General features: G+C 39.0%; 20 protein-coding genes. 3 read left to right on the top strand and 17 right to left on the bottom strand.

The window, feature by feature from the left end; all coding sequences use genetic code 11:
• Positions 1 to 12 precede the first annotated feature (12 nt).
• A complete protein-coding gene (gene sfsA, locus AB3I27_RS08205; protein ID WP_002291840.1) occupies positions 13 to 741 on the bottom strand; it encodes a DNA/RNA nuclease SfsA in 729 nt (242 codons plus the stop codon).
• A gap of 176 nt (positions 742 to 917) precedes the next feature.
• Here sfsA and AB3I27_RS08210 point away from each other — a divergent pair, with 176 nt between their 5' ends.
• From AB3I27_RS08210 to zwf, 3 genes are all read left to right on the top strand, one after another.
• Positions 918 to 1,247, top strand: coding sequence for a DUF4828 domain-containing protein (locus AB3I27_RS08210; protein WP_002347905.1), 330 nt, complete (start codon positions 918 to 920; stop codon positions 1,245 to 1,247).
• Positions 1,248 to 1,422: 175 nt separating this feature from the next.
• Positions 1,423 to 2,070, top strand: coding sequence for a metal-dependent transcriptional regulator (locus AB3I27_RS08215; RefSeq protein WP_002286616.1), 648 nt, complete (start codon positions 1,423 to 1,425; stop codon positions 2,068 to 2,070).
• Between the two features lie 14 nt (positions 2,071 to 2,084).
• Complete coding sequence (gene zwf, locus AB3I27_RS08220) at positions 2,085 to 3,611, top strand: glucose-6-phosphate dehydrogenase (protein ID WP_002291842.1); 1,527 nt, start codon at positions 2,085 to 2,087, stop codon at positions 3,609 to 3,611.
• A gap of 48 nt (positions 3,612 to 3,659) precedes the next feature.
• Here zwf and ileS read toward each other — a convergent pair whose 3' ends face one another.
• From ileS to mraZ, 16 genes are all read right to left on the bottom strand, one after another.
• Positions 3,660 to 6,458 carry an isoleucine--tRNA ligase gene (gene ileS, locus AB3I27_RS08225; RefSeq protein ID WP_002291844.1) on the bottom strand — a complete coding sequence of 933 codons (2,799 nt, stop codon included), beginning with the start codon at positions 6,456 to 6,458 and terminating at the stop codon, positions 3,660 to 3,662.
• A 260-nt stretch (positions 6,459 to 6,718) separates the two neighbouring features.
• The gene (locus tag AB3I27_RS08230) at positions 6,719 to 7,426 is read right to left on the bottom strand and encodes a DivIVA domain-containing protein (RefSeq protein WP_002291846.1); all 708 of its coding nucleotides are present in this window, start codon (positions 7,424 to 7,426) and stop codon (positions 6,719 to 6,721) included.
• Positions 7,427 to 7,446: 20 nt separating this feature from the next.
• On the bottom strand, positions 7,447 to 8,229 hold the full coding sequence (locus AB3I27_RS08235) for an RNA-binding protein (RefSeq protein WP_002291847.1): 783 nt from the start codon (positions 8,227 to 8,229) through the stop codon (positions 7,447 to 7,449).
• Between the two features lie 48 nt (positions 8,230 to 8,277).
• Positions 8,278 to 8,565 carry a YggT family protein gene (locus AB3I27_RS08240; RefSeq protein WP_073357513.1) on the bottom strand — a complete coding sequence of 96 codons (288 nt, stop codon included), beginning with the start codon at positions 8,563 to 8,565 and terminating at the stop codon, positions 8,278 to 8,280.
• A gap of 14 nt (positions 8,566 to 8,579) precedes the next feature.
• Positions 8,580 to 9,179 (bottom strand): cell division protein SepF, encoded by a 600-nt coding sequence (locus AB3I27_RS08245; RefSeq protein ID WP_002291852.1) that lies wholly within the window; start codon positions 9,177 to 9,179, stop codon positions 8,580 to 8,582.
• A gap of 13 nt (positions 9,180 to 9,192) precedes the next feature.
• A complete protein-coding gene (locus AB3I27_RS08250) occupies positions 9,193 to 9,870 on the bottom strand; it encodes a YggS family pyridoxal phosphate-dependent enzyme (RefSeq protein ID WP_002291853.1) in 678 nt (225 codons plus the stop codon).
• A gap of 16 nt (positions 9,871 to 9,886) precedes the next feature.
• The gene (gene ftsZ / locus AB3I27_RS08255; RefSeq protein WP_002291854.1) at positions 9,887 to 11,128 is read right to left on the bottom strand and encodes a cell division protein FtsZ; all 1,242 of its coding nucleotides are present in this window, start codon (positions 11,126 to 11,128) and stop codon (positions 9,887 to 9,889) included.
• A gap of 22 nt (positions 11,129 to 11,150) precedes the next feature.
• Complete coding sequence (gene ftsA / locus AB3I27_RS08260; protein ID WP_002291855.1) at positions 11,151 to 12,476, bottom strand: cell division protein FtsA; 1,326 nt, start codon at positions 12,474 to 12,476, stop codon at positions 11,151 to 11,153.
• A gap of 155 nt (positions 12,477 to 12,631) precedes the next feature.
• On the bottom strand, positions 12,632 to 13,864 hold the full coding sequence (locus tag AB3I27_RS08265) for a cell division protein FtsQ/DivIB (RefSeq protein WP_002316940.1): 1,233 nt from the start codon (positions 13,862 to 13,864) through the stop codon (positions 12,632 to 12,634).
• A 14-nt stretch (positions 13,865 to 13,878) separates the two neighbouring features.
• Positions 13,879 to 14,967, bottom strand: coding sequence for an undecaprenyldiphospho-muramoylpentapeptide beta-N-acetylglucosaminyltransferase (murG, locus tag AB3I27_RS08270; RefSeq protein WP_002310278.1), 1,089 nt, complete (start codon positions 14,965 to 14,967; stop codon positions 13,879 to 13,881).
• 25 nt (positions 14,968 to 14,992) lie between these two features.
• Positions 14,993 to 16,354: a UDP-N-acetylmuramoyl-L-alanine--D-glutamate ligase gene (gene murD, locus AB3I27_RS08275; protein WP_070872814.1), complete on the bottom strand. Its 1,362-nt coding sequence runs from the start codon at positions 16,352 to 16,354 to the stop codon at positions 14,993 to 14,995.
• 13 nt (positions 16,355 to 16,367) lie between these two features.
• Positions 16,368 to 17,330, bottom strand: a complete 963-nt coding sequence (gene mraY, locus AB3I27_RS08280; RefSeq protein ID WP_002291862.1) for a phospho-N-acetylmuramoyl-pentapeptide-transferase — start codon at positions 17,328 to 17,330, stop codon at positions 16,368 to 16,370.
• A gap of 25 nt (positions 17,331 to 17,355) precedes the next feature.
• Positions 17,356 to 19,548 carry a penicillin-binding transpeptidase domain-containing protein gene (locus tag AB3I27_RS08285; RefSeq protein WP_002310275.1) on the bottom strand — a complete coding sequence of 731 codons (2,193 nt, stop codon included), beginning with the start codon at positions 19,546 to 19,548 and terminating at the stop codon, positions 17,356 to 17,358.
• Positions 19,549 to 19,950, bottom strand: coding sequence for a cell division protein FtsL (gene ftsL / locus AB3I27_RS08290; RefSeq protein ID WP_002297992.1), 402 nt, complete (start codon positions 19,948 to 19,950; stop codon positions 19,549 to 19,551).
• A gap of 4 nt (positions 19,951 to 19,954) precedes the next feature.
• The gene (rsmH, locus tag AB3I27_RS08295; protein ID WP_002345577.1) at positions 19,955 to 20,914 is read right to left on the bottom strand and encodes a 16S rRNA (cytosine(1402)-N(4))-methyltransferase RsmH; all 960 of its coding nucleotides are present in this window, start codon (positions 20,912 to 20,914) and stop codon (positions 19,955 to 19,957) included.
• Between the two features lie 20 nt (positions 20,915 to 20,934).
• Positions 20,935 to 21,366 (bottom strand): division/cell wall cluster transcriptional repressor MraZ, encoded by a 432-nt coding sequence (gene mraZ, locus AB3I27_RS08300; RefSeq protein WP_002291870.1) that lies wholly within the window; start codon positions 21,364 to 21,366, stop codon positions 20,935 to 20,937.
• Between the last annotated feature and the right edge of the window lie 115 nt (positions 21,367 to 21,481).

Below are 21,481 nucleotides of genomic sequence, written 5' to 3' on the forward strand. Positions count from 1 at the left end.
TTTACCTTCTTTCTATTGTATAGGATCTTCAAACGGGATAGCTACATCAAACGGGATAGCCTGCTTGACACTTACCTCATCTGCCGTTACTTGACAATTATAGGCGAGGATTTGAACACCACTTTGCTGCGCATGTCGAACCATATCAGCTAGTGCTGGTTGCATTTCTTCATGGATCGTTGCGAAATGAAGATGTTCGAATTGAGCAATAAACAAGACATAAGCAGCATAACCATCTTGTGCGGCATACGCTAATTCTCCAACATGTTTCAATCCTCTGAGGGTAGGCGCATCAGGAAAAGCACCAATTGCTTTATTTTCAAGCGTCATACCTTTGACTTCAACAAATGCTTTTTGTCCGGCCGCCGTCTCCAAATAAATATCAAATTTGGAGTGAAGATAAGTTACTTCACGCTTGTATGTTGTAAATGGACCAATTAATCCTGGTAAAAGGATCGTACCGTCTAAAATACCGTCAGTTGCCAACTGATTAGGCAATTGACTATCGATATTGAACCAATCACCCTTCTTTTTTACAGCAATCAGATCATAGTCGGTTTTCCGTTTAGGTCCAGGAGCAAATACAATAGCCACTTCAGCGCCTGGTATCAGGACCTCTTTTCCCCTACCTGTATTTTTGACATGCGCGATAATTATTTCTCCGTCTTTTTTCATACAATGTGCAATAAACCGATTCGGACGGTCAATAAAAAAAGCTGTTTCAACTTGCTGATACTTCAAATTCTGTCACCTGTCTTCCTACTATGTATCCTATCATAATTTGTGGAAAAACAGTAAAAAAACCAGTCGAAAGTCTTAGAGAAATTTTAGTTTTTATTCGGTACAATGAAATAAAGAAGGAAGAATGTTTCTATACGATGATTTTCTCATAAAGGAGTGATTTGGTGATAAAAAAAATGATCTATTTTCTTGGTTCACTCGTTGCCGTTCTCTCAAGTTGGATTTACTTGAAGAAGAAAAAACAAGCGGAAAAATCTGAAAGACTCTCGAGGTATCAAGGTACATGGTTCTTCAGTGATAGCCAGCAAAAACAACAATTACAGATTACATCTGATTACACGTTTTTGATCAACGGTCAGTCACTTGGCACATCTGTAGTAGAAATAGATGAACAGCGTTTAGTCGTACGTGATCAATATGGTTTTTATCTTATCTTTTCTTATCCCGAACAAACTCTTTATGATGAATCTGCAGATGTCTCGTATAAGCTGACATCTGAAAAATAGACACCTCCCAATATATATCTATTTAAACGAAAGTATGAGTCTTCTTTCTCATCTTTCGTTTTTTGTTGTAAAAACGTCCAAAAATCCTTTGTTTTTTATTTAGAAAAATAGTCAATTAACGTTTTTTTTGTTACACTTACTAATGATGGTTTTTACCATGAAAGGATGATCGAATATGACACCAAATCGAGAAGATTATTTGAAAATCATTTTAGAACTAGGCGGAGATACAACGAAAGTCAACAATAAACAAATCGTATCTAGCCTGGATGTCTCGGCTGCATCTGTCAGTGAAATGATTTCTAAACTTGTGAAAGAAGAGCTTGTAGAACATTCCCCTTATCAAGGTGTACAATTGACTGCAAGCGGGCTGCAAAAAGCTAGCAGTTTAATTCGCAAACATCGTTTATGGGAAGTTTTTTTAGTTGAACATTTAGACTATAGCTGGAATGAAGTCCACGATGATGCTGAAGTATTGGAACATGTGACTTCGGAACATCTTGCAGATCATTTAGAAAACTATTTGAATCATCCTGAACATTGTCCTCATGGAGGATCGATTCCTAAAAAAGAGGAAGTCGTCCATGAAGAACGCCGGCAAACACTAGAATCTTATCCTGTCGGTACAAAAGTGCGTATCGCACGAGTGCTTGATGAAAAAGAATTGTTGGATTACTTAGTCACAATTGACCTGAATATCAACGAAGAGTATGAGATCGTTGATATCGCAGCTTATGAAGGACCAATCACTATCCAAAATGATAGAAAGAAAATACCCGTCAGCTTCAAGGCGGCCAGCACGATTTTTGTCGATAAAATATAAAGGAGTGTATCTACATGTCTAATGAAAAAAATGTATTGTTTACGATATTCGGCGGCACAGGTGACCTAGCCCAACGTAAATTGTACCCGTCTTTGTTCCGCCTGTACAGAAAAGGAAATTTAGGCGAGCATTTTGCCGTGATCGGGACCGCTCGCCGTCCTTGGAGCGATGAACACTACCGTGAAGTTGTCAAAGAAACGATCCGTGCATTGAATCCTTCTGATGAAGAAGCAACTACTTTTGCTAGTCATTTTTACTACCAATCCCATGATGTAAATGATTCAACACATTATCAAACATTAAAAGAATTGTCTGACCGATTAGATGGACACTATCAGTTAAACGGCAATCGCGTCTATTATTTGGCCATGGCACCTCAATTTTTCGGAACGATCGTTTCTCATTTAAAATCACAAAACATTATGACAAAAAATGGCTTCAATCGTTTGATTATAGAAAAACCGTTTGGATCGGATTACCAATCTGCTTTCGAATTGAATCAGCAAATCAGAGAAGTATTCCCTGAACAAGATATTTTCAGGATCGATCATTATTTAGGGAAAGAAATGATCCAAAACATCTCAGCTATCCGTTTTGCCAATAATATTTTTGAGGCTCAATGGAATAATCGTTACATCGATAATATCCAAATCACTTTTGGTGAAAACCTTGGTGTAGAAGATCGCGGGGGCTACTACGATCATAGTGGCGCACTGAAAGATATGGTGCAAAATCATATTTTGCAAGTTGTAGCATTACTTGCAATGGAACCACCAGTAGCATTTTCCGAAAAAGAAATCCGTACAGAAAAGATCAAAGCATTGAAAGCAATCCGCATCTACAACGAAGAAGAAGTGTTAGAAAACTTCGTTCGTGGACAATATGCTCAAGGTGAATTAGATGGCGTACAATTCAAAGGTTATCGAGAAGAAGACAAAGTGGATGCTCAATCAGAGACCGAAACCTTCGTCGCAGGAAAATTCACTATCGACAACTTCCGTTGGTCTGGTGTTCCCTTCTATGTGCGTACAGGAAAACGTTTGACTGAAAAAGGTACTCGGATCAATATCGTGTTCAAACAGGTTCCTGTTAATGTATTCAAAACATCTGTCGATGAACCATGTGACGATACGACACTCCCACCGAATGTTCTAACGATCTATATCCAGCCAACTGAAGGATTTTCTTTATCCCTGAATGGAAAAGAAGTAGGTCAAGGGTTTGAAACGGAACCAATCAAATTAGAATTTCGAAATAGTGCAGAAATGGTTGAAAATAGCCCAGAAGCTTACGAAAAATTACTGCTAGATGCGTTGAATGGTGATGGAACGAATTTCTCTCATTGGGAAGAAGTCGCTCAATCTTGGCATATCGTGGATGTCATTCGCAAAGCTTGGGACCAAACACAACCGGACTTTCCAAACTACAAGGCCGGATCAATGGGGCCTAAAGCAGCTTTCGAATTACTTGAAAAAGACGGATTCGAATGGATCTGGCAACCAGATAACTGGTATCGCGAACGTGGAAAATTAATCGATTGATAACAAAAGGGGTTGTGACAAAAAACATGTCACAACCCCTTTTCCATTTTACTTTTCTTCGAATCCTTCAGCTACAGCTTCAGGATAGAATGCTTCAACGATTTTTGCACAACGACTGCATAGATGAGGAAGTTTTTCATCTACTCCTACATCTTTACGAACTTGACGACAGCGATCGCACGTTTCTCCGTCTGCTTTTTCCACTGTAATAGCAACATCATCAAATACCACAGCATTATCTGGCACTTGTACATCTGCTTCCATTACTTCAAAGTAGTCTGGGGAAACGATCAGCAATTGTGCAATATCTGCATCCAAAGCTTTTAACATTTCACGAACTTGTTGTTTTGGATAAACAGTTAGTTTTGCTTCCAATGATTTACCAATCAATTTGCTATTTCTTGCTTCTTCCAATGCTTTTAAGACCTTGTCACGGAAATCCATGAAAGCAGCCCAAGTGTCCATCAATTCCTCTTGGTTCGCAAACTCTTCATAGCCAGGAAATTCGCTTAACTGAACGTATGCTTCTTCTTCTTTCAGGAATGACCAGATTTCTTCCGCCGTATGTGGAATGATAGGCGTCAATAGTTTCGTCAAAGCTACAGCTGTTTGATAGAAAACAGTTTGCATGCAACGACGTTGATAATCATCTTCTGCTTCGATATAAACCACATCTTTAGCAAAATCCAGGTAGAAGGACGATAGATCAACAGTCAAGAAGTTCATAACTGTACGATAAATATGCATGAAATTATATTTGTCATATCCTTCTTCTCTGATTTCTTTGATTACTTGGTTCAATCGTACGGTCATGTATTTGTCTACAGAGCGTAAATCATTGTACGAAACAGTATCTTTTTTAGGATCGAAATCTTCTGTATTCGCTAATAAGAAACGCATCGTATTTCTGATCTTACGATATACCTCTGCCACTTGACTTAAGATATCCATCGATACACGAACATCTGCTTCATAATCGACACTAGATACCCACAAGCGAAGGATATCTGCACCAAATTGTTTGATCACTTTTTCTGGTGCAATGATATTTCCTAAAGATTTACTCATCTTACGGCCTTCGCCATCTAAAGCAAATCCTTGAGAAATAACTGATTTATATGGTGCTACGCCATTGATAGCCACACTTGTCGTGATACTTGAGTTGAACCAGCCACGATATTGGTCTGATCCTTCTAAGTACATATCTGCTGGGAATGATAATTCTGGTCGTTGACGTAAAACAGCTTCATGAGAAGAACCAGAATCAAACCAGACATCCATGATATCTTTTTCTTTTGTAAATTCGCCATTAGGAGAACCTGGGTGAGTAAATCCTTCAGGAAGAAGTTCTTTTGCTTCTTTTTCAAACCAGATGATTGATCCATGTTCAGCGAATAATTTTGCTACATGTTCGATTGTTTCTGGCGTGATGATTGCTTCACCATTTTCAGCATAGAAAATCGGAAGCGGCACTCCCCATGCACGTTGACGAGAAATGACCCAGTCGCCGCGATCACGGATCATATTATATAAACGTGTTTTTCCCCATGGAATAACCCAATCTACTTTTTCTACTTCATCCAAAATATTCTGACGGAATTTATCGATAGATGCAAACCATTGTGGAGTTGCACGATAAATCACAGGTTTTTTCGTCCGCCAATCATGAGGATAACTATGGGTAAAGAAATCTAGTTTCAGCAAAGCTCCTTTTTCCTTTAATAAATCAGTAATCATAGGATTTGCTTTATCATAAAAGATTCCTTCAAATCCAGGAGCTTCTTCTGTAAACAACCCTTTTGAGTCTACAGGTGACACTACAGATAGTTTATATTTGCTACCGGCGATATAGTCATCTTCCCCGTGTCCTGGAGCAGTATGGACTAATCCAGTACCAGCGTCTAAAGTAACATGGTCACCTAAAATTACGAGCGATTCACGGTCATAGAATGGATGACTTGCAGTCATATATTCCATTTCTTGTCCAGCAAATTCTTTTAGAACCGTTACATTTTCCCAACCGATTTCTGTTTGAACTGTTTCTAGCAAATCTTTTGCTACAACAAACTTACGGCCATCAGCTTCGACCAGTACATACGTAAATTTGGGATTTACAGCAATACCTTGGTTTGCTGGCAATGTCCATGGTGTTGTCGTCCAAATGACGAAAGCTGTATCTTCATCAAGGATGCCTTTGCCGTCTTTGACATTGAAAGCTACAAAAATAGATGGAGATTTTACATCTTTATATTCAATTTCAGCTTCCGCTAAAGAAGACTCACTTGACGGAGACCAGTAAATGGGTTTCAATCCTTTGTAAATATAGCCTTTTTCAGCCATTTTACCAAATACGCGTACTTGTGCAGCTTCATACGAAGGGTCTAATGTGACATAGGGATGTTCCCAATCTCCTGCAACCCCTAGGCGTTTGAAATCTTCTCGTTGCTTATCTACTTGGGAAAGTGCATATTCACGACATTTTTCCAAATATTCTGCCATGGACATTTCTTTACGTTTCACGCCTTTATTAGCCAACACTTGTTCGATTGGCAATCCATGTGTATCCCATCCTGGAACATATGGTGCGCGGTAGCCAGACATTGATTTTGAACGAATGATAATGTCTTTACTGATTTTATTCAATGAGTGCCCTAAATGGATATTTCCATTGGCATAAGGAGGTCCATCATGAAGAACAAAGCTAGGTTTTCCTTCGTTCAATTCTTGTCTTTTTTGGTAGATTTGATTTTCTTCCCATTCTTTTTGCCATTCGCCTTCTCGGTTTGGCAAATTACCACGCATAGGGAATTTTGTTTTTCCTAATTGCAAGGTTTCTTTCATTTTCATTCAACCATTCACTCCTTCGTTTATTTTCCGGACACAAAAAGGCATGTTCAGCCGCAAGGGACGAACATGCCGTGGTACCACCCAAATTTAGTTGCATCTATCTAATGCAAACTCTCTGTGACCAATAACGAGGTCAGCCGCTGCTTCTTACTCTAGTTTCAGAAAAGCAGTCTCAAGTAGAGGATCTTTCACGATGCAGTGTCTTACCGATCTTCCACTCTCATCGGCTCGCTTTAAGAATAACAAAGTGCTTTTCTGTTCTACTCGTTTTCATGTTCACCAGGTACGATTGAGATATCGATAGCCTGTGTATCAAATGCCGTCATAGGTGCTTCTATGACTCCTGTGTCTGAGTTTACATCAGTATCATTTTCGTTGTCAAGCTGTTTTGCTAAAACTTCTTTGATCACTTCATGGCTGTCAGTCACATAGCTAGAGAATGGTTGTAAAATTTCGTCCCATTCTGGACTTTTCACTTGTTCCAATTGAGATTCAAGCATCAAGCTGATACGTTGATGGAATACTCGTGTCTTTTTCTTAAGATCTTCTGTTTCTGTCGCAAGCTGTCTTGCTTTTTCTGTTGCATCTGTCAAGATTTTTCTTGCTTTTTCTTCTGCATCAGTTGTTAATTGGTGTGCACGTTTTTCAGCATTCGCAACTAACTCATCTGCTTTGTTTTGTGCAGAAGTAACGATCACTTCAGATTCTTTACTTGCACTTGTTTTTACTTTATCCGCTGTGTCTTGAGCTACGATGATCGATTGGTTCAATGCATCTTTCAATTCATTGAAATACTCAAGTTTTTCTTCTGAATGTTTGACTGCTTTTTCTAATTCACGATTTCTTTGAGTCAATTCTTCATAGTCACGAACAACTAAATCTAAGAAATCATCTACTTCGTCTTGATTATATCCCCGCATTTTTGTTGGGAATGTCTTATTTTGGATATCTAATGGAGTTAAAGCCATGAGTAAACCACCTTTTTATTTTATTTACGTAATACACCGAACAACACCCTGTACTTTTCTTTTTTCGTCTTCCCCTCAAGTTCTTGGATCTGGACTCTGCCGTAACCCCTGACTGAAATAATATCTAATAGTTCAAGTACAAAATCAGGTCTTGTATTTTCTGTCCAATTCACTTTTACTTTACCAGCTTCGATCAGCTGCTTGGACCGCTGTCTGGAAATATTATAAATCTCAGAGATCACACTGTCCAGTCGCATAGAACTAACAGTCCCTCTTTCTTGTGTCCAGCTGTCTTTCGGCAAAATCATTTCTGTGTATTTGATTGGTTCCAAGCGTACAGCAACTTTTCCAATCTTTGTTACTTGTGCAGCAACAAAATGATCCACCTCATTTGCAATAAATACTTGCCAGCGATCGCCATCTGAGATGATATCACCAAAGTAAGAGCGTTTGATACCTGTTCCCACTAAAGTCCCAAGGATTTTCCCATGACTTAGACTGGCAAATTTGCTAGGATAATGGATTTCATACAATGCTGTTTCAAAATCTTCCTCTACAGGTTCGTAATAATCGGGGAAAATCAAACATCTTTTTCTTTCTGCCTGTTCATATCCACCATAAAACATGAAACGCAAATCACTGCTTTGACGAATCAGTGTTTCTAAAATATAGGATTGTCTGGGGTCAAGAAATTCAGTCAGATATGGCGCATATTGTCCTTGAACTTGTTCAATCCAATCACCTACTGAGTCGATAAATGCACGTTCATCTGCCCGAAAGTGCTGGTATACATTTGCATCCAAAATTTTCCCCTCCTATCTATTCTGAGAATAAAGATTTTATTGCTTGAATCAATAAACTAAATGGATAGTTATCCATATAACGATCTGTGCTAATCCTTGTACGGCTAAGTTCAAGATTAGAATGGCCCCTAAAATCGTGAAATCCAAAGGACCGATCCTTAAAGGCAGACGATCGAATAAACTGATATACGGTTCACAGATCTTAGCTAAAAACCGTCCTAATCCTGATTGATAACCGCCTGGAAACCAAGAGAGCAAAGCATATACCATCAAGATAATGCTATAGAAATAGGCTGCCCGTTGAATTAAATGAAGTAATAGCGCAATAATATAAATCGTAGTTCCTCCTCTTACAGATCAAACAAATTCGCATCTGCAAAAGATTGAGCGGTTGAACTGTCAATCTCCATCCCTGTCGGTGTACAAAGAAAAATCTCATCTCCAACGCGTTTGATATCTCCATCTAATGCATAAACTGTTCCTGTTAGAAAATCAACAATTCTTCTCGCTTGCTTTTCTTCCACTAAATGAAAATTCACTAAGGTTGCTTCTCCAGCGATGATTCTTTTAGCAATCGCCATCGCTTCAGAATAAGCTCTTGGTTCCATCACAGTGATTTTTCCCGCAAGATTTGCTTTAGGTTGTGTAGACGTTCTTGAAGCTGTTCTTTCTTTCGCTACAGTTTTTGTAGGTGATTGATGTAGTTCAATTACTTTTTTCTTTTCAGCCGGCTGAATACTTTCATGCGTTACAGGACGTGAAGTCGCCGTTTTTTGTTTCTCATGAGTATTCGCAGCAGATACAGAATGAGTTGGTTGATTCTGTGTTATATTTTTTTTAGTTGGCTGTACAGCCTTTTTTGTTGTTTCAGGATAATCTTGGTATTCGTACTCTTCCTCATCAGCTAATCCGAAAAAATTAGCAATTGCTCCTCTGTTTAAAAGCGGCATTTTTGTTCCTCCTTTATTCGTCTTTGAATAGCGCTGTTCCTACACGGATAAATGTTGCACCTTCTTCAATCGCAATTTGAAAATCCTGACTCATCCCCATGCTTAATTCATTACATGGTGCATGGGCATAACCTTTTGCTTGAACAAGATCACGCAATTCTTTCAGCGTACCAAACACTTTATGGATTTGCTCATCAGAAGCTTCTTTAGGCGCCATAGTCATTAAACCAACAACCTTGATTTTTGTGCAGGCAGCTAAAGATTCCACAAACGGTAAAAGCTCATCTGGTGAAATTCCATGTTTTGATTCCTCACCAGAAACATTTACTTCAATAAAACAGGATAATTCTTTTTCTAACCGCTTCTGGATTTCTTCTGCTAATCTTAAACTGTCCAACGCATGAAAGTAATCAATTTCATTTACAATCAATTTTACCTTTCTGCGCTGTAAATTACCAATTAAATGCCACTTTATTTCGGGAAAATCAAATAAATCTTGTTTCTTTTGTAATAGTTTATCTACTCGGTTTTCTGCACAATTCATAACGCCAGCTCTGCCCAATTCTTCAGCTTGAGCTGATTCAACAGATTTTGTTACAGCTACTAATGTAACTTCTTTCGGATCACGATGAACAAGAGCACACGAATCCTGAATTTCTTGCTTGATTTTCTGCAAGTTGTCAGCAATCATGTGCTCTTCCTCTCCTTTATTTTTTACGACGGAAAAACGGTGGCGTATTTAATTCATCATCGCCATGAGATTTTGTTTCTTCGCGGTTGAATGTATCAAATTCTTTTTTTTCGATATTGTCAAAATTGGAATCATCAACTCTAGGACGAACATTTTGTTCACGTCTGATATCCCAATCGCCAAAACTGTTTTCTTCTTCTGCAGAAGTTGGTTTAGCTTGATCCATATCTAATACAGTCTTTTGAGCAGGTGATTGCATTTGTGCTTGTCTAGCTGGACGGCTAGACTTGCGCTCCTTTTTTGATTCATCGATACCTGTTGCGATGACCGTCACGCGGATTTCATCGCCCATTTCTTCATTGATAGATGTACCTAGAATAATATTTACATCGCCAGTTGCTGCATTTGCTACGATATCTGAAGCATCTTGTGCTTCAAACAATGTCATATCCAAACCGCCTGTGATGTTAAGAAGTACTTGTTCCGCTCCATCAATAGATGTTTCAAGCAATGGAGAGGAGATTGCTTTTTTCGTTGCTTCTACTACGCGATCTTCTCCACTAGCTACACCGATTCCCATCAATGCTGTACCTTGGTTTTCCATCACTGTTTTCACGTCAGCAAAGTCAAGGTTAACGTAACCTGGTGCCGTAATCAAGTCAGAGATACCTTGTACACCTTGACGTAAAACGTTATCTGCTTCACGGAAAGCTTCAAGCATTGGTGTCTTTTTATCTACAACTTCTAGTAAACGGTTATTTGAGATAATCAATAATGTATCGACATTTTCTTTCAAACGAGCGATACCTTCTGCAGCAAAACGGCCACGTTTAGGTCCTTCAAAAGTGAACGGACGTGTAACGACACCAACGGTCAATGCGCCCAGTTCTCTAGCGATCCCTGCAACGATTGGCGCAGCACCTGTACCAGTTCCTCCACCCATTCCTGCAGTGATGAAAATCATATCTGCACCGTCTAAAGCTTCTCGTAAGGATTGTTCACTTTCTTCTGCCGCTTTTTGTCCAACTTCTGGTTGAGAACCAGCCCCTAAACCACGAGTATATTTTGGTCCTAATTGGATAACTGTTTCAGCTTTTGAATTTTTTAACGCTTGCACGTCTGTGTTGGCCGTAATGAATTCAACACCTTTGACGTTTTCTTCAATCATTCGGTTCACAGCATTTCCACCGCCACCGCCGACTCCGATGACTTTGATTACTGCGCCGTCATTGATATTATTATCAATTGAGAATTCCATATCTTATTCCTCCCAGGATGAATTAATCAAAAATATTTGTAAAGAAACCCTTGATTTTATTTTTTACATTTTCTCCGGATTCTTTTGGTTCCGGCTCATCGTAGACTGTTTCTTCAGGTGCTTCATAGCTTTCATATGTGTTTGTTGTTTCTTGTTCAACTACCATTTGACGAGCTGCTGAGGTCTCACCTGTAACAGCAATTTTTGCCAATTGATACACTTCGCTCAAGTTTGCTGAATAATCAACGATACTTATTACATTTGTAAATACCGGGTTTCTCAGTCCCATGTGATTTGGAACATACAGTTTCACATTTACGCCGAAGATTTCTTGCGCCAAGTCCACAACACCTGGAAGACTAGCAGCTCCGCCTGTCAATACGACGCCACCTGGCAACTCTAATGCTTCGATTTGGTCCAATGCATCTTTTGCTTTGTTGAAAATCTGTTCCATACGAGCTGAAATAATTTCTGACAAATAGCGTTCATCGACTTTCACTGGTTCTGACTGGCCAATTACATCTACTGGAAACTCTTCATCTGGTGATGTCCGTTCCGGATATGCATCCCCGTAATTTATTTTCAACGCTTCTGCATTGTTAAAAGACGTATTTAATACAATAGAGATATCTTTAGTGACAAATTCGCCACCTTCTTGGTCGAGACTGGTAAACTTCAATTGCTTATCATGCATAACAGCTGTTGTCGTTTGGCCACCACCCATATCAATAACGATCGTACCAAAATCTTTTTCTCCGTCAGAAAGAATTGATTCTGTCAGCGCTAAAGGAGTAATCACCATTTCATTGACGATTAATCCGGCATTTTCCACGCATTTACGTATGTTATGGATGATCGTTTTTGGTCCGGTAAACAACAGACCGTACATTTCTAATCTTACGCCGATCATTCCACGAGGGTCTTTGATCCCCTCGAATCCATCGACAGTAAAATCTTGTGGCAAAATTGACACGATTTGACGTTCAGGAGGTATTGAACGAACAAGGGCAGCAGAAGCCACATTTCTGACATCTTCATCGGTGATTTCCTTTGAATCTCCGTTAACTGCAATCATTCCCTGGCAATTTTCTACTTCAAGCATGTTTGCTGGCAAACCGACACTTACGCCTTTGATCTGGATACCTGCTTTTTCTTCTGCTTGTCGTACTGCTCGTTGTATCGCTTGGACCGTTTTATCGATATCAACGATAATGCCTCGGTTAATCCCTTCTGATTTTGCGTTTCCTACTCCAATAATATTCATTTGGCTGTCGATATATTCAGCCACGACAACTTTAACAGATGTCGTTCCAATATCAAGGCCTACATACATTCCTGTTTTTGCCATGAATGGGATTCCCTCCTACTTACTATTCCATATACAAGCGAACAACTAGCGTCCGTTTTAAAATATACTTATTAATAGATATATTCACTGCTTTCAATTCTACCATAAATTACTGGTTTTTAGAAAGTACATTCTTACTTTTTAAAGTTGTTTTATCAATTTTCATTTAAACTTGACGGAGTTGTACTTGGATTGTCTTCTATTTGACTTGTTTCACTTGAATTATTTGAATCAGATGAGCCGTTTGTATCAGACGATTCAGGTGTATCTGCTGCTTGCGTTTCTGACTCTTCACTTGACCCATTTATTTGATCCGCGTTTTCTTCACTTCCAGTTGTTTCTTCCGTTTGGTCCGATTCTGCCGTTTCTTGAGTACTGCTGTAAGGATATGAGTAGATGCCAACTTCCATGTCGATTACACCTTTTTCATCCATGTCTTTGGCTACTTGCGAATAATATTTCATTTGGTTCGCAAGATTATTGATATTTACAATGACTTGATTGCCATCATTCATGTTCAATTGGATCAGGTTTTTATTACTTGCTCTTGGTGTATACTTGATTTCAGAGATTGCTTTTTGCAATTCTGATGATAACTGATTGTATTGCTTTGTTAATTCTTTGATTTTTGCTGAATCTTTGAACTCTTCCAAGATAGGGAGATTTTTTGTAGGATTTGCTACTTTTTCATCTAATACTGTTCCATTTTCAATTACTGGATAGTATTGGTTATCTTTTGCAATCAAAGCGATTTCTTTATATTCTGTCACATCCAAATCGAACTCATTTATCCCTTTGAAGTGTATAGTTGCTTTTTCGATTCTCGGCTGTGCTTTTTTTAGCCGTTCGATATAAGTGGATCGATCGAAATACTGCCCCCAGACATTTTCTCCCAATGACAATTTGGTATCAGAGATGATTTCCTGACTGTTGACTACCTTATTACCTGACACTGCAACTGCTTGTAGCTTGCTATAAGGAGAAACATAATAGATCAAAAAAATCAGCGGTATGCCCAATACAGTAATAATCAATGCTAACCGACGAAACAGTACTTTATGCCTTTGACTTTTTAAATTGGGGAGACGATTCAAAAAAGAACCGTTATACGGGCCACCGTTTTTCTTTTGCTTGATCTCTTCAAAAAATTCGATTTTTTTCTCGGACTGGCTTTCTGACTGGCTTATTTCTTGCTGTTCCTCTTGAACCGTTCTTTCTTCTTCAGAATCTGAAAGGGGTGTATCTAATGGTGTGTCTTCTTTTTTTGGCTCTTGGTTTTTCATCCCTTGTTCTGCCAGATATTTTCGGTTAGCCTTTTGCCAAGGAGTCAAATTGTTTTCATCAGAAGACGGATGAGACAATTTTTTAGGTTCTTTTTTCTTACTCACTAAGACCACCGCCTTTATTTTTTGATTATTTGATTCACTACGTCATAAAGACGTTTTGAAGCATCAGGGATGCCTTGTTCTTTAGAAGCTCGGCACATTTGCTTTTGCAATTCTTCATCATCCATGATTTCGTTAATTGTCTGACTTAGTGATTCACCCGTTAGCTCATTATCCGCAATCATTTTTGCTGCTCCTGCATGAACAAGACTCATTGCATTTTTAGTCTGATGATCATTCGTAACATATGGACTAGGAACCAGCACTGCCGGAAGCCCCAAAGCTGTAAATTCTGCGATCGAAGTTGCACCAGCACGTCCCACTAGCAGATCGCTCGAAGCCATGACTTCTGCCATATTTTTGATGTAAGGTTGGACACTAATGTTTTGTATTTCAGGATTTATTTTATTTAGGATTTCTTCATAATATCTTTCTCCTGAAGCATACAAGACTTGATAAGAGGAAGGAATATATTCACTTAAAAAAACCGATACCGCTTGATTGATTTTAAGTGCTCCTTGACTGCCGCCAAAAATCAAGACTGTTTTCTTTTCTGGATCCAACCCAAATGTTTTCAAAATATCTGATTTTTTAGTATCTGCTACTTCTTGTGCTCGAGGATTACCTACAAGGACTGATTTGTTTTCAGGAAAAAAAGGAGCCGCATCTTTGAATGAAAGAGCGATCCGATCCACATATCGGCTTAAAAATTTATTGGTAACACCTGGTACACTGTTTTGTTCATGGATAATAGTTGGAATTCCCATTTTTGATGCAGCATACACTACCGCTCCGGATACATATCCTCCAGTACCGATAACGATATCTGGTTGAAAATCACTGAGGATTTTTTTTGCTTGACGGATACTCTTAAGAAACAATCGGATTGTCTTGATATTATGCATGGAAATTTTTCGTTTAAAGCCTTGAATCTCCAAAGTATGGAAAGGCATTCCTGTATCAGGGACAATTTTATTTTCCAGACCACGTTTTGCCCCCACATACATGAATTCCGCATTCGGTACTTGTGTCTTCACATAATTGACAAAGGCAAGAGCTGGATAAATATGTCCTCCCGTTCCTCCGCCTGTAACCAAAATTTTCATTTTTTATCGCTCGCTTCTACTTTTTCTATTTTAATTGATTCACAGCTTCCATGAATCGGTTTCCTCTAGTTTCAAAATTAGGGTATTGATCCCAGCTGGCATTCGCTGGTGATAATAAAATCACATCACCATCTGTACTGTTTTCTAATGCTAAAGGAACTGCTTGTTCTACAGAATCGGCTGTTACTATCGTCTCGATGCCTGCTTTTTTTCCAGCATCGATCAATTTTTCTTTTGTTTGACCAAATACGATCATTGCTTTGATTCCTTTTAGTGAAGGAACCAATTCATCAAATGTATTTCCTCTATCTAATCCGCCTGCCAATAACACGACCTTAGCCGTTTCAAATCCGCTTAGAGCCATTTTAGTCGCTAAAATATTGGTTGCTTTTGAATCATTATAAAATTTTCTGCCTTGAATCTCTCCTACATATTGCGTACGATGCGGCACGCCATGGAATAAATGCAACGTTTGTCGTATAGCTTCATTTGATATACCATACAATTTTGCTACAGTAATAGCAGCTAGCGCATTTTCTACATTATGCGTACCAGGTACGCCAAGTTCAGAGATTTCCATTATTTTTTCTTTTCTATAATAAATTGCGTGATCGTCAGCATACGCACCGTCTTCCAACACTTCTTTTGTCGAAAAAGGTAGGACGCGTGCTTTTGTTCTTTGTGCTAATTCTTGTAGTTCTGACTGATTCCAGTTAAGAACCAGATAATCTTCAGCTGTCATATTTTTTTGAAGGTTCCATTTAGCTTTGACGTATTCTTTTCTTGTGCCATGATAATCAATATGTGCTTCATAAATATTGGTGATCACCGCTATATGAGGATGGAAATCTGTGATTCCCATGAGTTGAAAACTAGATAACTCCATCACGATTTTATCTTCTGGTTTCGCTTCTTGCGCGACACCACTTGCTGGATACCCAATATTTCCTGCTAAACGTGCAACTCCTTTGTCTACGCCTGCATTCAGTAGTAGTCCAGTCATTGTTGTTGTCGTGGTTTTTCCATTCGTTCCTGTAATCCCAATAATTGGGCATTCCGCTACTTCGTAAGCTAGCTCCACTTCCGTAATTACCGGAATACCCATTTCTTGGGCTTTTGCTACTAAAGGATGGCTGTAGGGAATCCCAGGATTTTTGACCATCAACGAAAATTCTTCATCTAGTAATTCGATTGGATGACTGCCTGTTATTACTTTTATCCCTAAAGAAAGCAATTCTTGTGCTTCCGGATTTTCATCAAAAGGTTTTCCGTCATTAACGGTGACAAGTGCGCCCAATTCATGTAATAATTTGGCCGCACTTACTCCGCTTTTTGCGAGTCCTAAGACAAGCACTTTTTTATTTTCACATGTTGATATTTTTTTCATTTCCTGTCATCTCCTACCAAACGATCCATAATGTGATCAATGAAGTCACAATGCTGATCAACCAAAAAACTGTATCAATCTTCCACTCCGACCATCCGCACATTTCAAAATGATGGTGGATTGGAGACATTTTAAAAATTCGTTTTCCCGTAAGTTTAAAGGATGTAACTTGAAGCATCACACTTGCAGTTTCCATAACATAAATCAAGCCAATCAAAAGCAATGTCCACTCTTGGTTCAGCATCATAGAAATTGCCGCTAAAAGTCCGCCCAAAGCTAATGAACCGACATCTCCCATAAAAATCTTGGCAGGTTTCCGGTTATAGACGAAGAATCCAAGTAAGCCACCTAAAACACTGAGACAAATGATTAATACATCATACTGATGCTGATGCCAAGCAATCAGACCGTAAGCTGCAAAAGAGATGCTGCCTAAGCCAGCAACTAATCCATCGATACCATCCGTCAGATTGACCGCATTTGAAAATCCAACAAGCCAGAAGATAGCGAAAACCCCATAAATGATTCCTAAAGGCAGATCCAACCCAAAGAAATTCAATACACCTGGATAGCCTTCAGAACGGTAAACAAGATAAAAGATGATTCCCCCTAGAACCTGTCCAATCAGTTTCTGTTTCGAGTTCAGCCCCATGTTTCTTTTCTTGAAGATCTTTATAAAATCATCAAGAAAACCAATTACTCCATATAATGCTAATACAAAAAGCAAGATGAAAAGAGTAGGAGTCAGCTGTTTTTGCCAAGCTCCAACCCAAATCCCTGTCAAAATAGAGCCGATCAGAAACACTAAGCCGCCCATTGTAGGAGTTCCGGCTTTGATATTGTGCCACTTTGGTCCCTCCTCGCGAATCGCCTGACCTTGCTTTTTCATTTGAAAGTAACCAATAAATAGCGGCATTGCGGCAATCGTCATTGCACAACTGCTGACAATGGGAATCAATGCTTGTGTCCATTCCATGCTCTTTTCTCTCCTATTTCTCTTCTTATTCTTCTAAAGTAAAATTAAGTTTTTCTTTTGTGATTTTTTCATATGGAGCAAGTTCTTGTTTGACACAATAACCATCCCCATCAAAACTAACTTCGATACCAAGGATTTTCCCTAGCTTCATGATATCTGCTTTTGACCATCCAGTTACATCAGGCATCAGCTTGTCGCCGCCAGTATATAGAATCAGTTTTTCTCCAGAGATCAACTGATCACCGTTGGCAGTAGATTGTTTTTGTACTTTTTTCCCGTTACCGATAACGACAGGTTGCAGTCCGCTTTTTTGAGCATCCGCTGCTGCAACATCTGCTTCTAGATTACGATAATCGGCTACAGATACTTTTTCTGTTTTGGTTTCTGTATCCGTATCTTCTTCAGTTTCTTTAAAATCCATTGCCCGTTTCATCAATGGATTTGCGATTTTAGCCAAAGCCATTCGATCATATGTCTTAGGGTGTTTCATTGTTAGATACAAGACATAGTCTGGATCTTCAGAAGGAACCATCTCCACAATCGAATACAGGTAGGCTGTATCTCCTGTTTGGTATCCCCCTGTATCAGAAGCGATTTGGGCTGTTCCGGTTTTTGCCGATACATTGTATCCAGGTACACTATATACGCCATAAGCACTACCGTAGTTTTCGCTTTCGACAACATCTCTCATATATTCACGGACTTTTTCTGTTGTTTCTTTTGAAAAAGGTTGTCCTAGAACTTCTGTTTGAGTTGTTCGCTCTTCTCCAGTTTGAGGATCCACTACTTTGCTGATATATCGAGGTTGAATCATTGTACCGTTATTCGCAATAGAAGTGAAAGCTTTCATCATTTGGAAATTCGTCACACCTACCGCTTGTCCATAAGCACTCATTGCTCGGTCGACAATATTTGATGTAGGCAAAGCACCATTTACTTCGTCATCTAATCCAGAATGGGTACTTTGTCCAAATCCTAGTTTTTGTAAATAATTGTACCATCGTCCGCCTAATCGCTGTTCCAGTATGACCATCCCGACGTTACTTGACCATGAAAGAGCTTGTCGCATGGTCAGCACACCTTTTTCACCAAAGTCATGGTCATTGATCGTCGCATCTTCTACTTGGATTTTTCCAGATTGGAAGGTTTCATTCTCGTTGAATTCTCCTTCTTCGATAGCGGCTGCAGTAGTGAAAACCTTCATGGTTGATCCTGGCTCATAACTATCTTGTACCAAGAAATTACGCCAGATAGCATCTTCTCCAGTCAAACCTTCCATTGTTTCGGGATTGAAAGTAGGACGCTGCCCCATCGCCAAAATCTCTCCAGTTTTTGCTTTCATCAAGACTGCTGTCAATTCTTCCGGTTGATATTCTTCATTTACTTGATCCATCAGTGTTTCCAAATAACTTTGTAGTCTACTGTCCAAAGTCGTGTAGATATCTTGTCCATCAACAGCTTTTTCTTCTTCTGCTACTGTACCTGGCAGAGGATTTTGAAAATTATCTTTTTGATAAATAATCTTACCATCTTTACCGCTCAAAATATCATTGTAAGCAGACTCCAAACCTAGTTTACCAACTAAGCCATTCTCATCTTTGTCTGGAACTGCATATCCGATAAAATGAGAAGAAAAGACGCCATTTGGATACATCCGAGCCTGATGGTCGACAAAGTAAAGACCAGCGACACCTTCTTTTTTCATATCTGCTTCGATGTTTTGCTTGGTTTCTTGGGAGATATTTTTCCCATAGCTACCAAATTCAACTTGATACAGCTCTTTTTTTGCGCCATCTTCTAAAATATTCAGTGCATCTTTTTTGTCTATAGAAAGATTCTTATGCAGGATTTCTGCTATTTTATCAAAATTCTTTTCTTCGACATACAGTTTTTTATCCCCAGAAGTATATGTTTTTGAGAGTATCGCTTTAATTGAATAAGAGGAGGCATCTTCTGCGAGCGCCACACCGTTACGATCATAAATCGTTCCTCTTTTTGCTTTTACTACTTCACTTCCTTGGTACAACTGTTTTGTTTTTTCAGCTAATGAGGTACCAGCAACATGACCTCCAATAACGATATACGAGAAACGGACGGCAAATAAAAAGAACAATCCAATACTCGTAGCAAATAAAATGATACCTACTTTTTTGCGATTGTTCATCGGATTTAGATTTTTCTTTTCCATAAACCGCCGAATTTTATTTTTAAGACTCATTTACTTCACTTTCCTTAAATTGTCGTCATTAATAGACAATCCTTTTTCTTCTGCGATTTGTTTAATCCGTTCAGTACGAGAAAGTTCATTTTTTTCTTGTTCTAAACTCGTTTTTTCTTGCTTTTTATCATTGATTTCTGTTTGTATTGATGTGATTTCTTTTTCAGCTCCGCTGATATTTGTACGCAACATGACTGTTAAAACACATAAAGCAACAATAGCAATCGCCACGCTTGCCACAGCAATTTTTTCCAAAGCAGAAATCTGCTTCAATCGTTTTGCTGGTGATTGTGGAAGAATGATTTCTTGATTCGAAGAAGAATCTGGCATTTGTTGTTCTGGCTGATCCACCAATTCAGGTAAATCATATTCGTACTCTTGCATTTTCTTTAATTCTGCCATCATTCTACTCCTCTTTCATTCTTATTTTTTCTGCAATACGTAACTTTGCACTGCGTGATCGATTGTTTTCTGCTAACTCTTCCTCTGAAGGAAGGATTGGTTTACGAGTAATAACTTTCAGTTCCGGTTGAAATTCGTCAGGTATGACAGGAAGTCCCGGTGGTAAATCTTGTACCGTACTATATTCTTTAAACATACTTTTGACAATTCTGTCTTCTAATGAGTGAAATGTGATCACACTGATTCTTCCATTGACTTTCAACAACCGGATTGCCTGTTCTAAAGAGGTCTCTTCGGCACCAAGTTCGTCATTTACTGCAATCCGCACAGCTTGAAAAATTCTTTTTGCAGGATGCCCGCCTTTTCTTCTTGCGGGAGCTGGGATGACTTGTTTAATGATTTCGACAAGCTCACCAGTTGTTTGGATTGGTTTTGTTTTTCGTACTCGTTCGATTTCACGAGCAATTTGTTTGGAAAATTTCTCCTCGCCATAGCGGAAGAAAATCTTTACTAATTCATGGTAGGAATATTCATTAATTACGTGATAAGCGGTTAAAGGAGCTGACTGATCCATACGCATATCCAAGGGTGCATCTTGATGATAACTAAATCCACGTTCTGCTTCATCTAGTTGAGGAGAGGAAACCCCTAAGTCATACAAAATACCATCTACCTTATCTACATACTCACTCAAGCGTTCTTCTAATTCTCTGAAATTCGCTTTGATAAATGTGACCATCCCTTGTTCGACATAAGAAGCTAAACGCAGCTTGGCGTGATCGATTGCTTTTTGATCTTGGTCAAACGCATACAGGTGCCCTTTAGAACTTAGTTGGCTCAATAAATATTCACTATGTCCGGCACCGCCGAGTGTACAGTCTACATAAACGCCATCCGGTTTGATGTTCAATCCATCTACCGTTTCTTTCAACATGACTGTATAGTGTTGAAATGTTTCAGTCATTAGTCAGCCTCTTCCTATTCTTATAGTCCGAAATCAATCATATTTTCAGCAATTTCGTCAAAATTCTCTTCTGCTTCTGCAGAAAAATCTTCCCATCGTGTCTCATCCCAAATTTCAATTCGGTTAGATACGCCGATGATTACGCACCCTTTTGTCAAAGCTGCATAATTTCTTAACGTGCTTGGTATATTGATCCGTCCTTGTTTATCAAGTTCGCATTCAGTGGCAGCCGAATAGAAGAATCGCACAAATGTACGTGCGTCTTTTTTAGCCAACGGCATTTCGTTCAGCTTAGCTTCCAGATTTTCCCATTCGCTCATCGGATAGCCGAAAAGACAACCATCCAATCCGCGTGTCAGAACAAACTTTTCGCCAAGTTCTTCACGAAGTTTTGAGGGAACGATTAAACGTCCTTTTGCATCAATATTATGTTGGAATTCACCCATCAACATTGAAAGCCCCCCATTCCTCCACTAACTAAAATTAGTCTACCACAATCCCCCACTTTCTACCACCTTTTCTAGGAAATCCGGGAACAACTTTTTTTATTCATAAACATTTTTTTAA

The sequence above is a fragment of the Enterococcus sp. C46 genome, assembly GCF_040887565.1.
In the GTDB taxonomy this organism is placed as follows: domain Bacteria; phylum Bacillota; class Bacilli; order Lactobacillales; family Enterococcaceae; genus Enterococcus_B; species Enterococcus_B lactis.